This is a genomic window from uncultured Mucilaginibacter sp. (assembly GCF_903913935.1).
Taxonomy (GTDB): Bacteria; Bacteroidota; Bacteroidia; order Sphingobacteriales; family Sphingobacteriaceae; genus Mucilaginibacter.
This window is the reverse complement of sequence record NZ_CAIWNH010000406.1, coordinates 1-15,293: the sequence shown is the minus strand read 5'-3', so window position 1 is coordinate 15,293 and position 15,293 is coordinate 1. Positions and strand designations below refer to the sequence as shown.

Below are 15,293 nucleotides of genomic sequence, written 5' to 3'. Positions count from 1 at the left end.
TCCTTAATCATAGTAAAAAAACACTTCTTAACCAATTTATATACTATACCTTTCATTATCAAATAAATAGATGATAACCTTCATTTATTTACATGACCAAAATCATTTAGCAGCAACCCTGTTTGGCTTAATTTACAGAAAATTTAAGCCATGAAAACACTTTATTTAATAATTGCAGGGATGCTATTATTTTCGGTTGCGGCTTATGCGCAGGACGAGAATAAAACGGTGTCGAAATTTGATTTTATCCCCGGTGAAAAAATAATTTTTTATGATGATTTTACTACGGGAAATGTTGGCGATTTCCCGGCCGCGTGGAATACCAATTCGAGCGGAGAGATAGTAACCATCGCCAAATACCCTGGCAGATGGCTTCAGTTAACAAAAGGTGGATTTTTTATACCCGAGGCAAAGGGAACATTTACCGATAATTTCACCATTGAGTTTGATTTTGTGCCCGTCACCAGCAACAATTCTGAAAATATGTATGGCATTGATTTCTTCCTTGTGTCAGGCACGTTGGACAACCCAAATGAAGGTGGCGCTATTCCCGGCAAGGCCGGCACCAAAATAACCGCTGGTTATGACCAGATCGACTGGACGAATTACTCACAAAAAGACGAGGGATATAAAGACCATGGGAACAGCATGTTCCAGTTTAAATCGGGACAAAAATATCATATTGCCTTTTGGGTGCAAAAACAGCGTTTGAGGATGTACGCCAATGAAAACAAAGTACTTGATCTGCCAAGGGGAATGATCGCAGGCTATTCCTATAATATTTTCAGGATGGAAACCATAGATGATGTAAGCCCGATCATCAGCAACTTCAGGATAGCCGTTGGTTTGCCTGATATGCGAAATAAACTGCTTAACGAAGGGAAACTCATCTCATACGGCATCCAGTTTGATGTTAACTCCGCCAAAATAAAACCTGAATCGTTTGCCACCTTGAAGGAAATAGCTCAGATTTTAACTGACAATCCATCCGTAAAAATTAAAATAGTTGGGCATACCGATGCAGACGGCAATGATGCAGCCAATCTTGATCTTTCAAAAAGAAGGGCAGCGTCTGTAAAAACAGAACTCAATCATACTTTTAGCATAGATATTGCCCGGATGGAAACCGATGGCATGGGTAAAACCCAACCCATCGCGCCAAATGACAATGCAGTAAACAAAGCAAAAAACAGGCGGGTTGAGTTTATAAAGCTATAAAGGAATTAGTAAGTACCGATTTAATTTAGATGAATGATGGGTCGTGGCGCTGCTGTCACGATCCATTATTTCATATTATTCCTGAAAAAAGCCAGCGTCATGGCCCAGGCTTCTTTGGTAGCTTTTTCGTTATAGGCAGGCCTTTCATCGCAGGCAAAAGCATGATCGGCGTATGAAAACTTCACATTTGTATATTCTTTCCCGGCTTTATCCAATGCGCCGGTAATGAGATCAATCTGATCCTGGCCAATATGTTTATCCAGCCCGCCCCAAAAGAATAAGTGCCGTCCGCTGATATTGGCCGCTTTATCAGCCAGGATTTTAATATTGCCGCCATAATAACTCACACCAGCGCTAAGCGGTACAGTTGAATTGGCCAGAAACGAAACCCTGCCGCCCATGCAATAACCAATGCTAAAAATATTTGCAGGGTTTACCAGTTCGTGGTGCTTCAGAAAATGGTAAGCGGCTTTCACATCTGCCTGGTTGCCTTCAATGGTCAAACCATTCATGTGCGGCATCAGCGATGGAAAATCAGTATAACTACCCTCAAAATACGGCGGAGCCGTACGATGAAATAACTCTGGCGCCACAACAACAAATCCCTGCGCGGCAAAGCGGTCGGCCACATCGCGGATGTGGTGATTAACGCCAAATGCTTCCTGAAATAATAGCAATCCGGGTGCATTCCGGCCGGCGGCATCCGCAGGTATTGCAGTATAGGCTTCCATATCGGTGCCATCATCAACTTTCAGGCTTACATATTTTTCCATCGTCAATGTTAAACTTTGTATTTGATGATTAGTTGATGGTATTTTAAATTTTACAAACCGTTGGAGGAATTAATTAAAGCTATTTCCTCAATTCCCGTTTCAGAATTTTCCCTGTGGCGTTCATAGGAAGGGCATCGATAAATTCAACCTTGCGGGGGTATTTGTATGATGCTATCCGTTCTTTCGTCCAGGCGATCAATTCGGCTTCCGAAATGGTGTAGCCACCTTTTAACACGACAAATGCCTTTACTTCCTCGCCCATTTCTTCATGATGCGTGCCAATAACGGCCACTAATGATACCGCATCGTGCTTGATCATCAGCTCTTCTACCTCGCGGGGGTATATTTTCATGCCACCGCGGATGATCATATCTTTCGTTCTGTCTACAATATAAAAAAAGCCATCTTCATCCTTTATTGCAATATCCCCTGAGTACATCCAGCCGTTCTTCAATGCTTTTTGCGTTTCTTCGGGCTTTTTATAATAACCTTTCATCACGTTATGCCCGCGATAAAGCAACTCCCCTTTTTCACCAACCGGCACCTCTGCCCCATCAGCGTCAACCAGCTTCACTTCGACGCCCCAAAAAGGTTTACCTATTGATCCAGGTTTTCTAACTGTTTTCAGCTGGTTAAAGGTAACCACCGGCGATCCTTCCGACATACCGTACCCTTCAACGATGGGCACATTGAACCGTTTTTCAAAATCCTGCAACACCTTAACCGGCAAAGAAGCGCCGCCTGAACAACATACTTTTAATGTTTTCGCAATGCTTTCGTAATCAAATTTGGGGTCCGTATAATTCAGCAAACCCCAATACATCGTAGGCACGCCGGCAAAAACCGTCACTTTATGTTTTTCCATCGCCTCAAAAACTGATTCGGCATCAAAGCGGGTTAACATAACGCTTGAACGCCCTTTATATACCCCTGCGTTCATCATCACTGTCATTCCAAAAATATGGAACAGCGGCAACACAATAAGAGCGATATCATCGTCATCATTATCCATCAGGTCACAGATGGCGACAGCGTTTAAAAGCAGGTTTGAATGGGTAAGCTCCGCTCCTTTTGGCTGCCCGGTGGTTCCCGATGTATAAATGATAACACAGGTATCTTCAGCACCTGTCTGTTGCATTTCAAATGAGGCCGGTTGATCAGCAATAAAATCACTTAAAGATGTAACGCCTTCAATACCAGGCGTCATCCCCGGCTGGGGCATGATCATCACAAAATGTTCGCAACTGGTTACTTTATTAAAAGCCTCGTAACCGGTTTCGCCCATCGGGAAATCGGCAGTACCTGCAAAACAGAAATAAGCTTTTGCATCACTATCCCTGAGGTGGTATTCAATTTCGTCTTTTTTCAGTAATACATTAAGCGGAACAACGACAGCCCCTGCTTTTAAAATACCAAAATACAGGATCGGAAAATAAGGCAAATTAGGGCACCCCATCGCTACCTTATCGCCCGCTTTAATCCCAATGGCTTTCAGACCGTTGGCAACCTGGTTGGCATAACCATTAACCTGGCTGTAAGTAAGCGAGGTATCCATAAAAGTAAAGGCATTTTTTGCCGGATACCTGTTAGCGCTGTCTTCCAGGATGACCGAAAGGTTTAACATATATTTCTCTTTTAGAATTTAAAAAAAGTCCCTGTATTTACTATTCCATGCCTTAACTAACAATGTCTGCAGTAAAAATTGGGTTTTCAGGAAATAATTGGTTCTATCAAATATATTCAAAAAGAAGCGGAGACAAGAAATATTTTGCGGGTTGCAAAATAAAATAATCAATAAAGTCGCTAAAATATAGTTACAGGGACAATGATCTCGAACCGGTTATGCCCCGCGCCGCCAAAAATATCCTTGTCGATCAAATAGCAGTAACGGAAACCGAAAGAGATATTTCCCTGGTTAAATAGTTTTGAATCAAAATAGATCTCAGCGCCCGCAGAGCGAAAAGTGGCCTTAAAGTTTCGGCCATCGGTATAAAAATCAGTGGCATGGGTGTAATCATAAAAAGCATTCCCGCGGATCCTTGAAATATAAAAGGTATTGGCAAATCCTGCATCCGGGTAAGCAATTGGAAAATGATAGTTTACCCCGGCTTTATTCATATCATAAAAGTTTTCGGCGGTATAGCCCCGTGAGAAGGGGAAACCGTTTGAAAAGTTGATCACCTCGTTTTTATTTTTCTGCTGGTGTGCAACGTTGATCACCAGGTTATGGTTAAGCATAAAGCCCGGCAGGTATAAAAATCCATTTGCCAGAAATTGCGCCGATGACGCCACGGATATAGCTGATTTGTAATTCAGATAAATACGCTGCCCCAAACGAGGGTAAATATTTTGTTTGGCCTGCTGGGTAGTATTGCTAAAACTGAGATAGTAGTTAAGATAGGTGTAAGCTCTATCAGAAAAAACGCCCCGGTAAGGCTGCTGAAAATTTACGGAGGTATAATACAGATCGGTCCCGGCCCGTAAATAAGTTATATTTTTACCCTCACTTAAGTTTAATGGAAGTTCAAAGCCGCCGTGCAGGTCGGTTTCATTCCAGTAAACATTGTTGCCATTGTGGTACCCGCGCCTGCCGATAAAATAATCCGAGCCGCCCGAAATATAAGGGAATAAGGCGCCGTAGATGGCATCAAAGCCAAACTCTTTAAAGCCCTCATCCCGGTTATAGGTGAAAGAAAGTTGAGTTTGCAGGGTGTTCAATACATTTTCCCCGGCCACGCTAATGGTATAATCCGGATCAACAAAGTTGGGGATCAGGCTGTGGAAATTCAACAAATGGTGTGACTTGCGATATTCGGTAACAGGCAGCGAATCGTCTTTTACTTTGGAAAGCAAATCTGTGGAGCTATCGCGGGTTAAGGCGGTAATGCCAAAATTTGATAAACCTCCGCGGGCTTTAGCCGGTTCTATTTCGGCCCATTCGAGCTTACTTTTATCCCATTCGTTGAGCTGGTATCCAAAAGTGGTAAAACCTACCCATGCAAATTTGCTATCACTTAAAGCAGGTTGATAGTTGCCGATGGTGCGGTTCAGGTTGTAATTATTTAACTGAAATAATTTACCTGTTTTTAAGCTCAAAGCGAATAAACGGTCATCAATACCAAGTGTTGCCGAAAAATAAACCGTGTCGTTTTTCACCACCGGGAAAGCAATGGGCTGATACGAAAAAGGCAGCAAATGTTTATTTTGCCCGGTTTTTATATCGACAAGATCTAAGGTCATTTCGCCTTTAGGGGTTCGTATAGCCGCGATCAACTGATTATCCCCGTAAAACTTGGGGTAGGTATAAAACAGATTTTCTTTATTAGGGACGGTCGCTACTAAACTGCCATCAGCCGCATTTATTAATTGGATAGTGCATTTTCCGTTAGCGCCTTCGTTCACGGTGACAATAGTTTTGCCATCAGGGCTAAAATCAGGCGCAAAGTATTTGGTGCCTTTGGTAAGGCGATGTTCTTCACCGGTATTCACATCAAGTAACATCAGTTCGCTATAGTCACGATAATTCCAGCGCAGATCGCCCCGATAAGATGCATAAACAACCTTGCCATCATGGTAGGCAAAATAGTTATCTAATGAAACGCTCCTGACCGCAATCTGTCGCTCCTTATTACCGGTTTTCTCAACGAATACCGGGATATGATTGTAGGTGCTTTTCATATAAATGAGCGTACTGTCATTTATATAAACCGGATATTCCCGGTCGGCATCGAAATGTTTATGTATTTCTGTTAAGAGGATTCCACGTGTTACATCTAAAAAATCATATTTTTTTTTCAATGAATCCGGTATTATAAACGGCGGCATGAATTGTTGTTTGTAAAAATCAAATGATTCATTTCTGAACTGGTCAAAATCTTTACCTGAATATCTTTTAATCGCCTTTTTCAGCGGAAAAAATACGCCTTTATATGCCGCCGCATCATGCGTTACCTTTTTCCAAAAATCATCCCCATATTTTTCACGACCGTAAGATACCAGCATGTAGCCAGTTGGATACCAATCCGGGATAAAATCACGATAAGAGCCATTTCTGAGTTTCATCCAGCTATAATCTTTCCCGGTCGCCCAAAGTGCCCGGTACCCATTAAAAAAATAGGGTAACCTGCCCCTGCCCTGTTCGCTAACATGGGTTTCGTTAAAAACGGCATCGCCCTCAAAAAACCAGTTGGGGATGGCAATATCATTACCTAATGCCTGCCCGCCTTCGCCGAAAAGCACTTTGAGGACGTGCGAAAACCCAACATTAAAATTATTGTATTGCTGTACATGCCTGAACTCATGGATCGCCAATTGCTCCGGCCAGGAAAGACTGCCCAATTCGAAGCTATTTTGTTCAGGTGTTAAATAAAATTCGCTGCGGAATGGCGCAAGCCCTACGTAGGCGTTGGATATAGTGGTTTGATTTTGCAGAATTACACTGATCTGCCTTTGTTTAAAGCCAATGGTAGGCTGAATGGAGCCGTTCATTTGCCTGATGATATTGGCAACCCTTAACCCTGCTGAATCTAATCCGTAAGGGAAAATAACTTTTGCCGCAGGCAGATCTATCTGCTTCCACTTGATAGACGGTGGGTTGCCGCCGAATTCCTGGGCTTTACTTACAGTAGCAGTTGCAGTGGATAGTAGCAGTAGAAGTAGGTAGAAAGGGCTTTTCATTGGCGTGAAAGTAAGGAATAATTGTCTGAATCAGAATTTACAGAATTTTAGAATGTGCAGAATATCTGCTATGATTGCTTTATTCTGAAAATCCTCTAATTCTGTTAATTCTGATTCGGACATACACTCCAATGACACACCATTCTGTAAAACTTCATACATTTGCCGCTGTTATACGTAAACATGGCTAAAGTTTCTATCAACCTGGCAACAGGTTCTATACAAAAGGAAGAATTGATCGTCGGTATCGACCTGGGGACCACCAATTCACTGGTGGCTTTTATCAACCCGGATAAAAACCCGCAGGTTATAAACGATACCGGCAAAGGCGTTCTGGTACCTTCTGTGGTGCATTTCGGGCCAACCGGAGATATTACGGTGGGCAACGAAGCGAAAGAATATTTGATCACCGACCCGCAGAACACCGTTTTCTCGGTAAAACGTTTGCTGGGCCGTTCCTACAAAGACATTGAGAATTATAAAGATTTCTTTTCTTATAAAGTAATTGACGACGACAGCGACAGCCTGGTAAAAATAAAAGTCGGCGATAAATTTTATACGCCGATAGAATTATCGGGCCTGATATTAAAAGAGCTAAAAACCCGCGCAGAGCATGCGTTAAAAACCCCGGTTAACCGCGCGGTGATCACTGTTCCGGCTTATTTTAATGATTCGCAACGCCAGGCAACACGCGACGCGGGTAAACTGGCCGGGCTGGATGTATTGCGCATTGTCAACGAGCCCACCGCAGCCAGCCTTGCCTATGGCATCGGCCTCAATCCTGAAGAAACCAAAACCATCGCGGTTTATGACCTCGGCGGTGGTACCTTTGATGTATCCATCCTGCAAATACAAAACGGCATCTTCGAGGTGCTTTCAACCAATGGCAATACCTTTTTAGGAGGCGATGATTTCGACCGGGCCATTGTAGATTACTGGATCGAAAAAAACAACCTGGACAAAGCGGAAGTACTTGCCGATCATAAACTGGCCCAAAAACTTCGTTTAAAGGCAGAAGAAGCGAAAAAAGCGTTTGCGCACCAGAGCATGGTGAACGACAAGATCGGCGACATCTGGTGTACCATTACCAGGGAGACATTTAATGAGCTGATCCTGCCGAAAGTAGAAGAAACCATTACCTGCTGCAAAAACGCTTTAAAAGATGCCAAACTGGAGATCAGCCAGATTGATGAAGTGATTATGGTTGGTGGTTCAACCCGCACTGCTTTGGTTAAAAAAATGGTCGCGGAGTTTTTTGGCCGTCCCGTGCATGATGAATTGAACCCGGATGAAGTAGTAGCCCTTGGCGCCGCTATCCAGGCAGATATTTTAGCCGGTAACCGTACCGATATATTGTTGCTCGACGTTACCCCACTTTCATTGGGTATTGAAACGATGGGCGGCTTGATGGATGTGATCATCCCCCGTAACTCCAAAGTACCAACCAAAGCCGGCAGGCAATATACTACGAGCATAGACGGGCAGGTAAACATGAAAATTGCCGTTTACCAGGGCGAACGCGACCTGATCAAAGAAAACCGCAAACTGGCTGAATTTGAATTGAAAGGCATCCCTTCTATGCCGGCTGGTTTCCCTAAGGTGGATATCAACTTTTTGCTGAATGCCGATGGGATCCTAAAGATCCAGGCGATGGAACTCCGCTCCGGCGTAAAACAGGAAGTGGAAGTAACACCTACCTATGGCATAACAGACGACCAGGTGGAGCAAATGCTGATGGACAGTATTACCCACGCTAAAGAAGACGTGAGCCAGCGCATGCTCATAGAAGCGCGGGTGGAAGGAGAACAAATGGTGAAAACCGTTGAGAGCTTTTTGCGGAAAAACGGCAATTTTTTATCAGAAGATGAACTTAGCAAAACAAATAGCTATACAAATACTTTAAAAGAAGTACTGGCCGGTGGCGATAAGGATAAAATCCATAAAGCTATTGACGAGCTGAATGAGTTTACACGCCCCTTTGCCGAGCGCCTGATGGACCACGCGATAAGCGTAGCCATGAAGGGAAAAAGTATTGAGTAGAGGATAGAGATTGGTTGATTAGAAGTTAGTTAAAAAAAATATTTTGAAGAAAACGACAATTGCCTGCATAGCCCTTTTTTGTTTTTACCAATCTGTAAAAGCTGCTGACCATCCAAAATGTACCGATACTATTGTCCGCAAGCCATTAGATACCCTTTTATACGATTCGCTGATGCATCAACTGGCGAATGGCGACAAAACAGGAAGGTGGCCGGTTAAAAACACAACAAAACCATTGCCGGGCGCGCTATTACCATTTAACAGGATTGTAGCCTATTATGGCAATATGTACTCCAAAAATATGGGGGTATTGGGGCAGTATCCGCCCAAAATAATGCTGGCCAAATTAAAGGCTGAAGTAAAAGTTTGGGAGAAGGCAGATACCTCAACGCCGGTGATCCCCGCTTTGCATTATATCTGTGTTACGGCACAGGCCGATGCCGGCAGCAACGGGTTGCACAACCTGCGGATGCCTTTTAAACAGATCGACAGCGTGATCCATATGGCACGCTCAATCCATGCCATCATTTTTCTTGATGTTCAGGATGGTTTCAGTACGGTACAAACGGAGATCCTAAGGCTTGAAAAATATTTGCAGATGCCGGACGTTCACCTGGGGATTGACCCGGAGTTTTCCATGAAAGAAGGTAGTGTACCGGGCAAACGGATAGGAACCCTGGATGCGGATGACATCAATTTTGTAAGTAAATACCTGGCCGGCCTGGTGAAAAAATACAACCTGCCGCCTAAAATATTTATCATCCACCGGTTTACCCAGCGTATGGTAACCAATTACGAGAAGATCAAATTGTTCCCCGAAGTACAGTTTGTAATGGATATGGACGGCTGGGGCGGTACCAGTTTAAAACAGGGCACCTACCGCCAGATTGTGGCCCGCGAACCGGTACAGTTTACCGGCTTTAAGTTGTTTTATAAAAACGACATAAAAAAAGATACTCACCGCATGTTAACGCCAAAGGAGATTTTGCAGTTGAAACCGAAACCGATTTATATCCAGTACCAATAAAATCTGCTACAATGGATTTGTTGACGCTCGCCTTTTTGGTATATTTAGCCGTCAAAACCTTTATATGCACTATAAAACCTTACCCAGGCTACTATTCGGAATTTTCCTGTGTTTTTCATTCCATATTTTGTTGGCCCAGCCCCCTCAATTTCAGCGTCAGTTAAATAACATACATCTTAATAATGAGATGCGCCTGCAGAGTCAAATGATGATGCAAACGATGAATATGCGTCATGTTGCCGCAACCGAATTGGAATATGATTTTGAAGTATTCTTGCGCGATGGTACAAAAATCGAGGTAACGTCAGCCATGTACACAGACTCAGTCACCAAAAGACACTTCATCGTGCTTATTGACAAAAAATATAAAAAATCGGATACCAACAGATATAAAAAAATCTACCCGATACAAACACTTTACATTCAACGCAATTTAGCAATGAACGGCCCTGGCCTCATTCATAACAATATAAAACCACCGCCACCTGTTTATTACAAGGGTGCAGCTAATGACAGCTGCTGGATGTTTAAGGTAATTTCTGGTGCTATTAATGCTTATTCCTTTTCAGGCCAGGAGGATGGTACGTATTTCAACGAGACCTCAATAGTTGCTATTCAACTAAATAATGGCCCAATTTTAAATTTCAATGAAGAAAACCTGAAACTTATGGTAGCCAGTGACATCAATGCGCTGGAAGCCATCGGGAAGAAAAACTACTATAAGGCCATTAAGAGATACAACAAGGATATCGAAAAAGCTTCAAAAAAATAAATCCCCGTTTCCGGGGATCTATTTTCTTATACGTTGTTGATCGCTTCCTGTTCCTTTAGCGCGGTGATATTATTTTTATCACTGTATTTATCGGTTTGGGCAGCAAAATCTTCCAGCAAACCGGTAATGGTGTCCAGGTTGTCGGTAACGCGTTGATGCATATCCGGCAGGTCCTTTTCCAGCCTTTTATTCCCGAGTTCTATATTGTCAACCTCAACTTTCGCCAGTTTTACGATGATGGCCTGCTGACTATTCCTTAAATCCTCCAATTCATGGACAATTTTTTCCATCAACCCGAATTTCTTTAACTTATCCATAATGTTTTGTTTGTGTTTATACCTGTACAACAACAATACACCCAAAAAGTTTAAAAATTTGGATTTATGATTTATAACTAATAATTTAGTTGAATGAAAACGTTATTCATAAGCCTTATCATCATTTGTTTTACCGCCGCAGTTTACGCGCAGCAAGGCGCCAAAGCCGATGACGCCCTCCTGCTGGAATATTATCAAAACCAGCGTTTTGCGGATGCTGCCGATTACCTCAAAAAAATGTACCCGGAGCCTGTAACCGATGCCAGGACATTGGCCAGCCTGGCCTATTCATCCCAAATGGCCGGCAGGTTACCTGACGCGGAAGCTTATTTCGGGCGCATTTTTTCTGCGGATACTACCAATACATCCGTCATATTCAGCCTGGGTAACATCATGGCACGAAGGGGCGATAATGTGAAAGCGTTGTTCTATTTTAAAAAGATATTATTGAAGGACAGCACCAATTTCAGCGTTTATAAGCAAATGGGCAGCATGTCACTAAACGCGGGTAACGTGACAGATGCCCTAAAGTATGATGAAAAGGCAAACCGGATCGATCCCGCCGAGCCGGGCGTGGCTTACGACCTTTCATCATTTTATATCAACAACAAACAATATAACAGAGCCGACACTATAATTGCAACAGCGCTAAAAGCAGATTCAGGAAATTTATTATTGCTGCAAAGCAAAGTGCAAGTTGATTATCACCTGGAAAAATATGCAGAAACAGTTTTGGAATGCAACAAACTGATAGGTTATGGCGACTTGCAAAGCCAGGTGATCAATACCCTTGGTACGTCCTTGTACAAGCTTAAAGATTATAAAAACTGCATCAACACATTTAAGCTTTTGGAACAAAGCAATATGGCGACCGAGATTTCCTACTATTGTACCGCCATGAGCTATAAAGCCCTGGGCAACCAGCCAATGGCTATCAGTTATTTTGAAAAGGCGATAAAGGAGGCGATTTCGAACAATGTTAACTCCTATTACGGCGAGATGGCCGATTCATACAGCCAGGTACACCAGGTAAAAAACGCCGTGGCCACTTATCAAAAAAGCCTGCTGTATGGCGAATTGCCCTTAACCTATTATGATATTGCCAGTTTGTATGACGTACAGCTAAAGAATAAAGCGCTGGCACTTCAGTATTATAAAAAGTACGTTAAGAGCGATCCGCCGGGAGATCAGAAGGCTTATCTTATTTATTCAAAAAGGCGGATCGGAGAATTATCCCGTTAGCGCTGCATCAACCTTGCCACATACTTGCCGATAATATCAAACTCAAGGTTGACAATTGAACCTTCCCGAACCTGCTGCAGGTTGGTATGCTCAAAAGTATAAGGGATAATAGCGACTGAAAAACTATTGGCCTTTGAATTTACCACGGTGAGACTAATACCGTTAACGCAGATCGAACCTTTTTCTACCGTAACATTTCCCGACGAGGCATTATACTCAAAAGTATATTCCCAGCTACCATCCAGCACTGTAAAGCCTGTACAAACAGCGGTTTGATCCACATGGCCCTGCACAATATGGCCATCAAGGCGGGCATTCATTTGCATACAGCGTTCAAGGTTAACCAGGTCGCCTGCCTTTAATTGGCCGAGGCTGCTTTTGTTTAAAGTTTCTTCGATAGCGGTTACCGTATGCGTACCATCGGTAAGGGCGATTACCGTTAAACAAACCCCGTTATGCGCAACCGACTGGTCTATTTTCAATTCTGTGGCAATTACTGATTCCACAGTAATGTGCAAATTCCCTTGCTCGTGCCGCAACGCGGTTACTTTTCCTAAAGTTTCGATAATTCCGGTAAACATAATGAATGGTCTCCTCGGCCCTGAACAGGAAATCTTATTATGTTAAGAAATGACCCTGTAAGGGCCAAATATTGGCAGACAAAATAAAAACAGAAAACCCGTGCCGTTAGGTACGGAACTTCGCGAAGTTGCGTACCTAACGGCACGCTATACCATTTTTATACATTTTCTACCGATATTTTGCTCCTAACGGAGCAGCTTTAAGCAGTATGCGTTCTTAACCTTAAATAACATTAACCATGTAGGAACGTTTTTTTGGCAAAACTAATTATTTGCCACCAGTAAAAAGTCATTTTAAAGTGGATTTGAAAAAGATAAAATATATTTGCGGATGCCCGCATTGACATTTGATACCAGGGAAGACCGTTTGACCGGACTTCAGCATCAACAAATTACTGTAAAGGAATTTATAGAAGGCGTTTTATCAAGGGATAACGGCAGCGCTTTTACAGCAATTGCACCCTGGCTGGTAGAATTCCACAAAAGGGACGGCGGTTCGCCGGTTGCCTCGGAAATAAAAGTTGCGGAGGCTGAATATGATAGTATCACCCGTTCAGGCAAAGTAAAACTGGCCTATAAAGTCGCATTTACCTACGGCTGCGCTGATATTTTCAGGACGGATGATTATACCGAAACCTGTAAATTCCATATAGACCCTAAAAAAAACAAACTTACACTTTACATCACCGATCAGCTCACGCGTGATACGATTGATGAATTTTAACAAAATATGTCCGCTTAGTTTGTCCGCCAGCAGGCGGGGGTTTGGGGTTCAGGCCTGACGGACTACTTAAAATTACTGCTTACCTCCAGTTTTTTATTTCTCAGGTCAATACCGCCTTCCATAATTGATTTCAGGTTGGCCATATAAAACGTCCAACCCACCTGGCATTGCACAAACAAATTCTTTGAAGGATCACTGTCCTCGGGTATGTTCACCTGGGTAAGTTCCACTATAGTTACCCCATTACGGGCGTAAATATTGATACTTACAATGCTGTTGCCAGAGAAACTGAATTTTATAAAATCAGTGCCATTAGCTTCAAGGATCTCGCCTTTCTCTACACCAGCGTCATCAAAACCATGCCAATACCATTCATAGGTATCCTCCTTTAAAATAAATTCTTCAGGTTCACGAAGCCTTCCCGCTATCGTATAAAAATCCGCTTTACGTAAAAACCATTTTTCCAGTCCGGCTGGTGTTGCCCAGGCTTCGTAAAGGCTTCTTATATCCGTGTTAAAATCACCAAGGACTTTGAACTTCGTCCAGTTATTGTCAATCATCTTATTTGTTATTCTTCCTTATCAAAGTAAAATTAACGATAATAGTTTTGCAATTTGTAAACTTGCTTTTAAATCTCCTTTATGGCTAAAAAAAGTGCGGGTATATTATTGTACCGTAGACTTAACACTCAATTTGAATTTTTTTTGGTTCATCCCGGTGGCCCATATTTTAAAAATAAGGACTTGGGTGTTTGGTCGATCCCAAAAGGCGAATACCTGGATGATGAAGAAACGCTCACTGCCGCCAAAAGAGAGTTTTATGAAGAGACGGGCCAATCCGTGAATGGTGATTTCATTCCATTAGATCCTGTTACCTTAAAAAGTGGCAAGATCGTTCATGCCTGGGCATTGGAAGGCGATATTGACGCTGCAACCATAGTTAGCAACTATTTCGAAATGGAATGGCCGCCAAAATCTGGCAAAAAACAATCATTCCCAGAAATTGACCGCGGCGGCTGGTTTGGGGCGAATGAAGCCAAACTTAAAATCAATGCGAGCCAGGCCGGGTTGATTGAAGATTTTTTATTAAAACTAGGAAACAGACCTGATTTTTTTTAAGGCGCGGTCAAGCATTCTATAATCTGTGGGAACAACGATCTTATCTATTACACTATCGAGCCATTTATCGAAACATTTTTTGGCCAATTGGAAGCCTTCGTCCGTCAGATCAGAAACCTTAATACAGGTATCTGGTGTAACTAATTCATTTTCACCGAGAATGGTTCTGGTAGTTAAGCTTTCCTTTTGAAAATAGTCGATAGCACTTTTAAATGCCGTATAACACAATTCTGAATCGAATGTATAATTCCTCTTCACTTCAGTAAACCAACTTACTTTACCGATTACAAAATCTTGCTCCATATATCGCAACAGTTCTTTTAGGTACCAGAGAACTCCATTTAATGTATAACTCGTCAACCCTTAAATTTAACGAGAATAGTTAACGCCTATTTCTAACCCAATTACTAACCTCCAACGTATGCAAATTGGTAGTCGACGCACTTTTCTCGCTCAATAACTTCTCCATTATTAACGCCGCTATAATCGCTTCATCCTCCGTGCTGTTTTGCAATGACCCTGGTATAAAATATTTCTTGACAAAATGCGTATCAAAGTTTCCGGAAGTGAACGCCGTGTGCTTCATCACAAATTTCCCGAAACCGAGGGTCGTGGTAATACCGGTTATATTATACTCATCAATGGCGCGAATCATCCGTTCAATGGCTTCCGCCCTATCCTTTCCGTACGTGATCAGTTTGGCGATCATCGGGTCGTAATAAATCGGGATCTCCATCCCCTGCTCAAAGCCATCATCCACCCTAACGCCCGGCCCCTTGGGGGTAACGTAGGTTTGCAGTGTGC

14 protein-coding genes and 1 pseudogene are annotated in these 15,293 nt (G+C 42.7%); 7 read left to right on the top strand and 8 right to left on the bottom strand.

Translation table 11 applies throughout. From position 1 onward, the window contains the following. The first annotated feature begins 150 nt into the window (after window positions 1-150). Window positions 151-1,218, top strand: coding sequence for an OmpA family protein (locus tag QZY09_RS16420; RefSeq protein ID WP_295674106.1), 1,068 nt, complete (start codon window positions 151-153; stop codon window positions 1,216-1,218). Window positions 1,219-1,283: 65 nt separating this feature from the next. Here the strand turns inward: QZY09_RS16420 and QZY09_RS16415 are convergent, their stop codons facing one another. The 3 genes from QZY09_RS16415 to QZY09_RS16405 form a co-directional block, all read right to left on the bottom strand. Then, the gene (locus QZY09_RS16415; RefSeq protein ID WP_295674105.1) at window positions 1,284-1,991 is read right to left on the bottom strand and encodes a dienelactone hydrolase family protein; all 708 of its coding nucleotides are present in this window, start codon (window positions 1,989-1,991) and stop codon (window positions 1,284-1,286) included. A 79-nt stretch (window positions 1,992-2,070) separates the two neighbouring features. Beyond that, window positions 2,071-3,615, bottom strand: a complete 1,545-nt coding sequence (locus tag QZY09_RS16410) for a long-chain fatty acid--CoA ligase (protein WP_295674104.1) — start codon at window positions 3,613-3,615, stop codon at window positions 2,071-2,073. A gap of 179 nt (window positions 3,616-3,794) precedes the next feature. Beyond that, on the bottom strand, window positions 3,795-6,668 hold the full coding sequence (locus tag QZY09_RS16405; RefSeq protein ID WP_295674102.1) for a hypothetical protein: 2,874 nt from the start codon (window positions 6,666-6,668) through the stop codon (window positions 3,795-3,797). 183 nt (window positions 6,669-6,851) lie between these two features. Here QZY09_RS16405 and hscA point away from each other — a divergent pair, with 183 nt between their 5' ends. From hscA to QZY09_RS16390, 3 genes are all read left to right on the top strand, one after another. Next, complete coding sequence (gene hscA, locus QZY09_RS16400) at window positions 6,852-8,708, top strand: Fe-S protein assembly chaperone HscA (protein WP_295674101.1); 1,857 nt, start codon at window positions 6,852-6,854, stop codon at window positions 8,706-8,708. Window positions 8,709-8,751: 43 nt separating this feature from the next. Next, window positions 8,752-9,735 carry a hypothetical protein gene (locus QZY09_RS16395; protein ID WP_295674100.1) on the top strand — a complete coding sequence of 328 codons (984 nt, stop codon included), beginning with the start codon at window positions 8,752-8,754 and terminating at the stop codon, window positions 9,733-9,735. Window positions 9,736-9,922: 187 nt separating this feature from the next. Beyond that, window positions 9,923-10,507 (top strand): hypothetical protein, encoded by a 585-nt coding sequence (locus QZY09_RS16390; protein WP_295674099.1) that lies wholly within the window; start codon window positions 9,923-9,925, stop codon window positions 10,505-10,507. 26 nt (window positions 10,508-10,533) lie between these two features. Here QZY09_RS16390 and QZY09_RS16385 read toward each other — a convergent pair whose 3' ends face one another. Next, the gene (locus tag QZY09_RS16385; RefSeq protein ID WP_295674097.1) at window positions 10,534-10,824 is read right to left on the bottom strand and encodes a hypothetical protein; all 291 of its coding nucleotides are present in this window, start codon (window positions 10,822-10,824) and stop codon (window positions 10,534-10,536) included. Window positions 10,825-10,917: 93 nt separating this feature from the next. Between QZY09_RS16385 and QZY09_RS16380 the strand changes: the two genes are divergently transcribed. Beyond that, a complete protein-coding gene (locus QZY09_RS16380; RefSeq protein WP_295674095.1) occupies window positions 10,918-12,066 on the top strand; it encodes a hypothetical protein in 1,149 nt (382 codons plus the stop codon). Here the strand turns inward: QZY09_RS16380 and QZY09_RS16375 are convergent. Beyond that, window positions 12,063-12,647 carry a riboflavin synthase gene (locus tag QZY09_RS16375; protein WP_295674093.1) on the bottom strand — a complete coding sequence of 195 codons (585 nt, stop codon included), beginning with the start codon at window positions 12,645-12,647 and terminating at the stop codon, window positions 12,063-12,065. The genes QZY09_RS16380 and QZY09_RS16375 overlap by 4 nt on opposite strands. 331 nt (window positions 12,648-12,978) lie before the next feature. Here QZY09_RS16375 and QZY09_RS16370 point away from each other — a divergent pair, with 331 nt between their 5' ends. Further along, window positions 12,979-13,371 carry a hypothetical protein gene (locus QZY09_RS16370; RefSeq protein ID WP_295674091.1) on the top strand — a complete coding sequence of 131 codons (393 nt, stop codon included), beginning with the start codon at window positions 12,979-12,981 and terminating at the stop codon, window positions 13,369-13,371. A gap of 62 nt (window positions 13,372-13,433) precedes the next feature. On the opposite strand, the gene QZY09_RS16365 is transcribed toward QZY09_RS16370, so the two are convergent. After that, on the bottom strand, window positions 13,434-13,931 hold the full coding sequence (locus tag QZY09_RS16365; protein WP_295674089.1) for an SRPBCC domain-containing protein: 498 nt from the start codon (window positions 13,929-13,931) through the stop codon (window positions 13,434-13,436). An 81-nt stretch (window positions 13,932-14,012) separates the two neighbouring features. Here QZY09_RS16365 and QZY09_RS16360 point away from each other — a divergent pair, with 81 nt between their 5' ends. Next, window positions 14,013-14,489, top strand: a complete 477-nt coding sequence (locus QZY09_RS16360) for an NUDIX domain-containing protein (protein WP_295674086.1) — start codon at window positions 14,013-14,015, stop codon at window positions 14,487-14,489. Here the strand turns inward: QZY09_RS16360 and QZY09_RS16355 are convergent. Both QZY09_RS16355 and QZY09_RS16350 read right to left on the bottom strand, forming a co-directional pair. Next, window positions 14,463-14,792 carry a hypothetical protein gene (locus QZY09_RS16355; RefSeq protein WP_295674085.1) on the bottom strand — a complete coding sequence of 110 codons (330 nt, stop codon included), beginning with the start codon at window positions 14,790-14,792 and terminating at the stop codon, window positions 14,463-14,465. The genes QZY09_RS16360 and QZY09_RS16355 overlap by 27 nt on opposite strands. Window positions 14,793-14,871: 79 nt before the next feature. Then, window positions 14,872-15,293, bottom strand: a pseudogene (locus QZY09_RS16350) (biotin carboxylase); the annotation flags it as partial.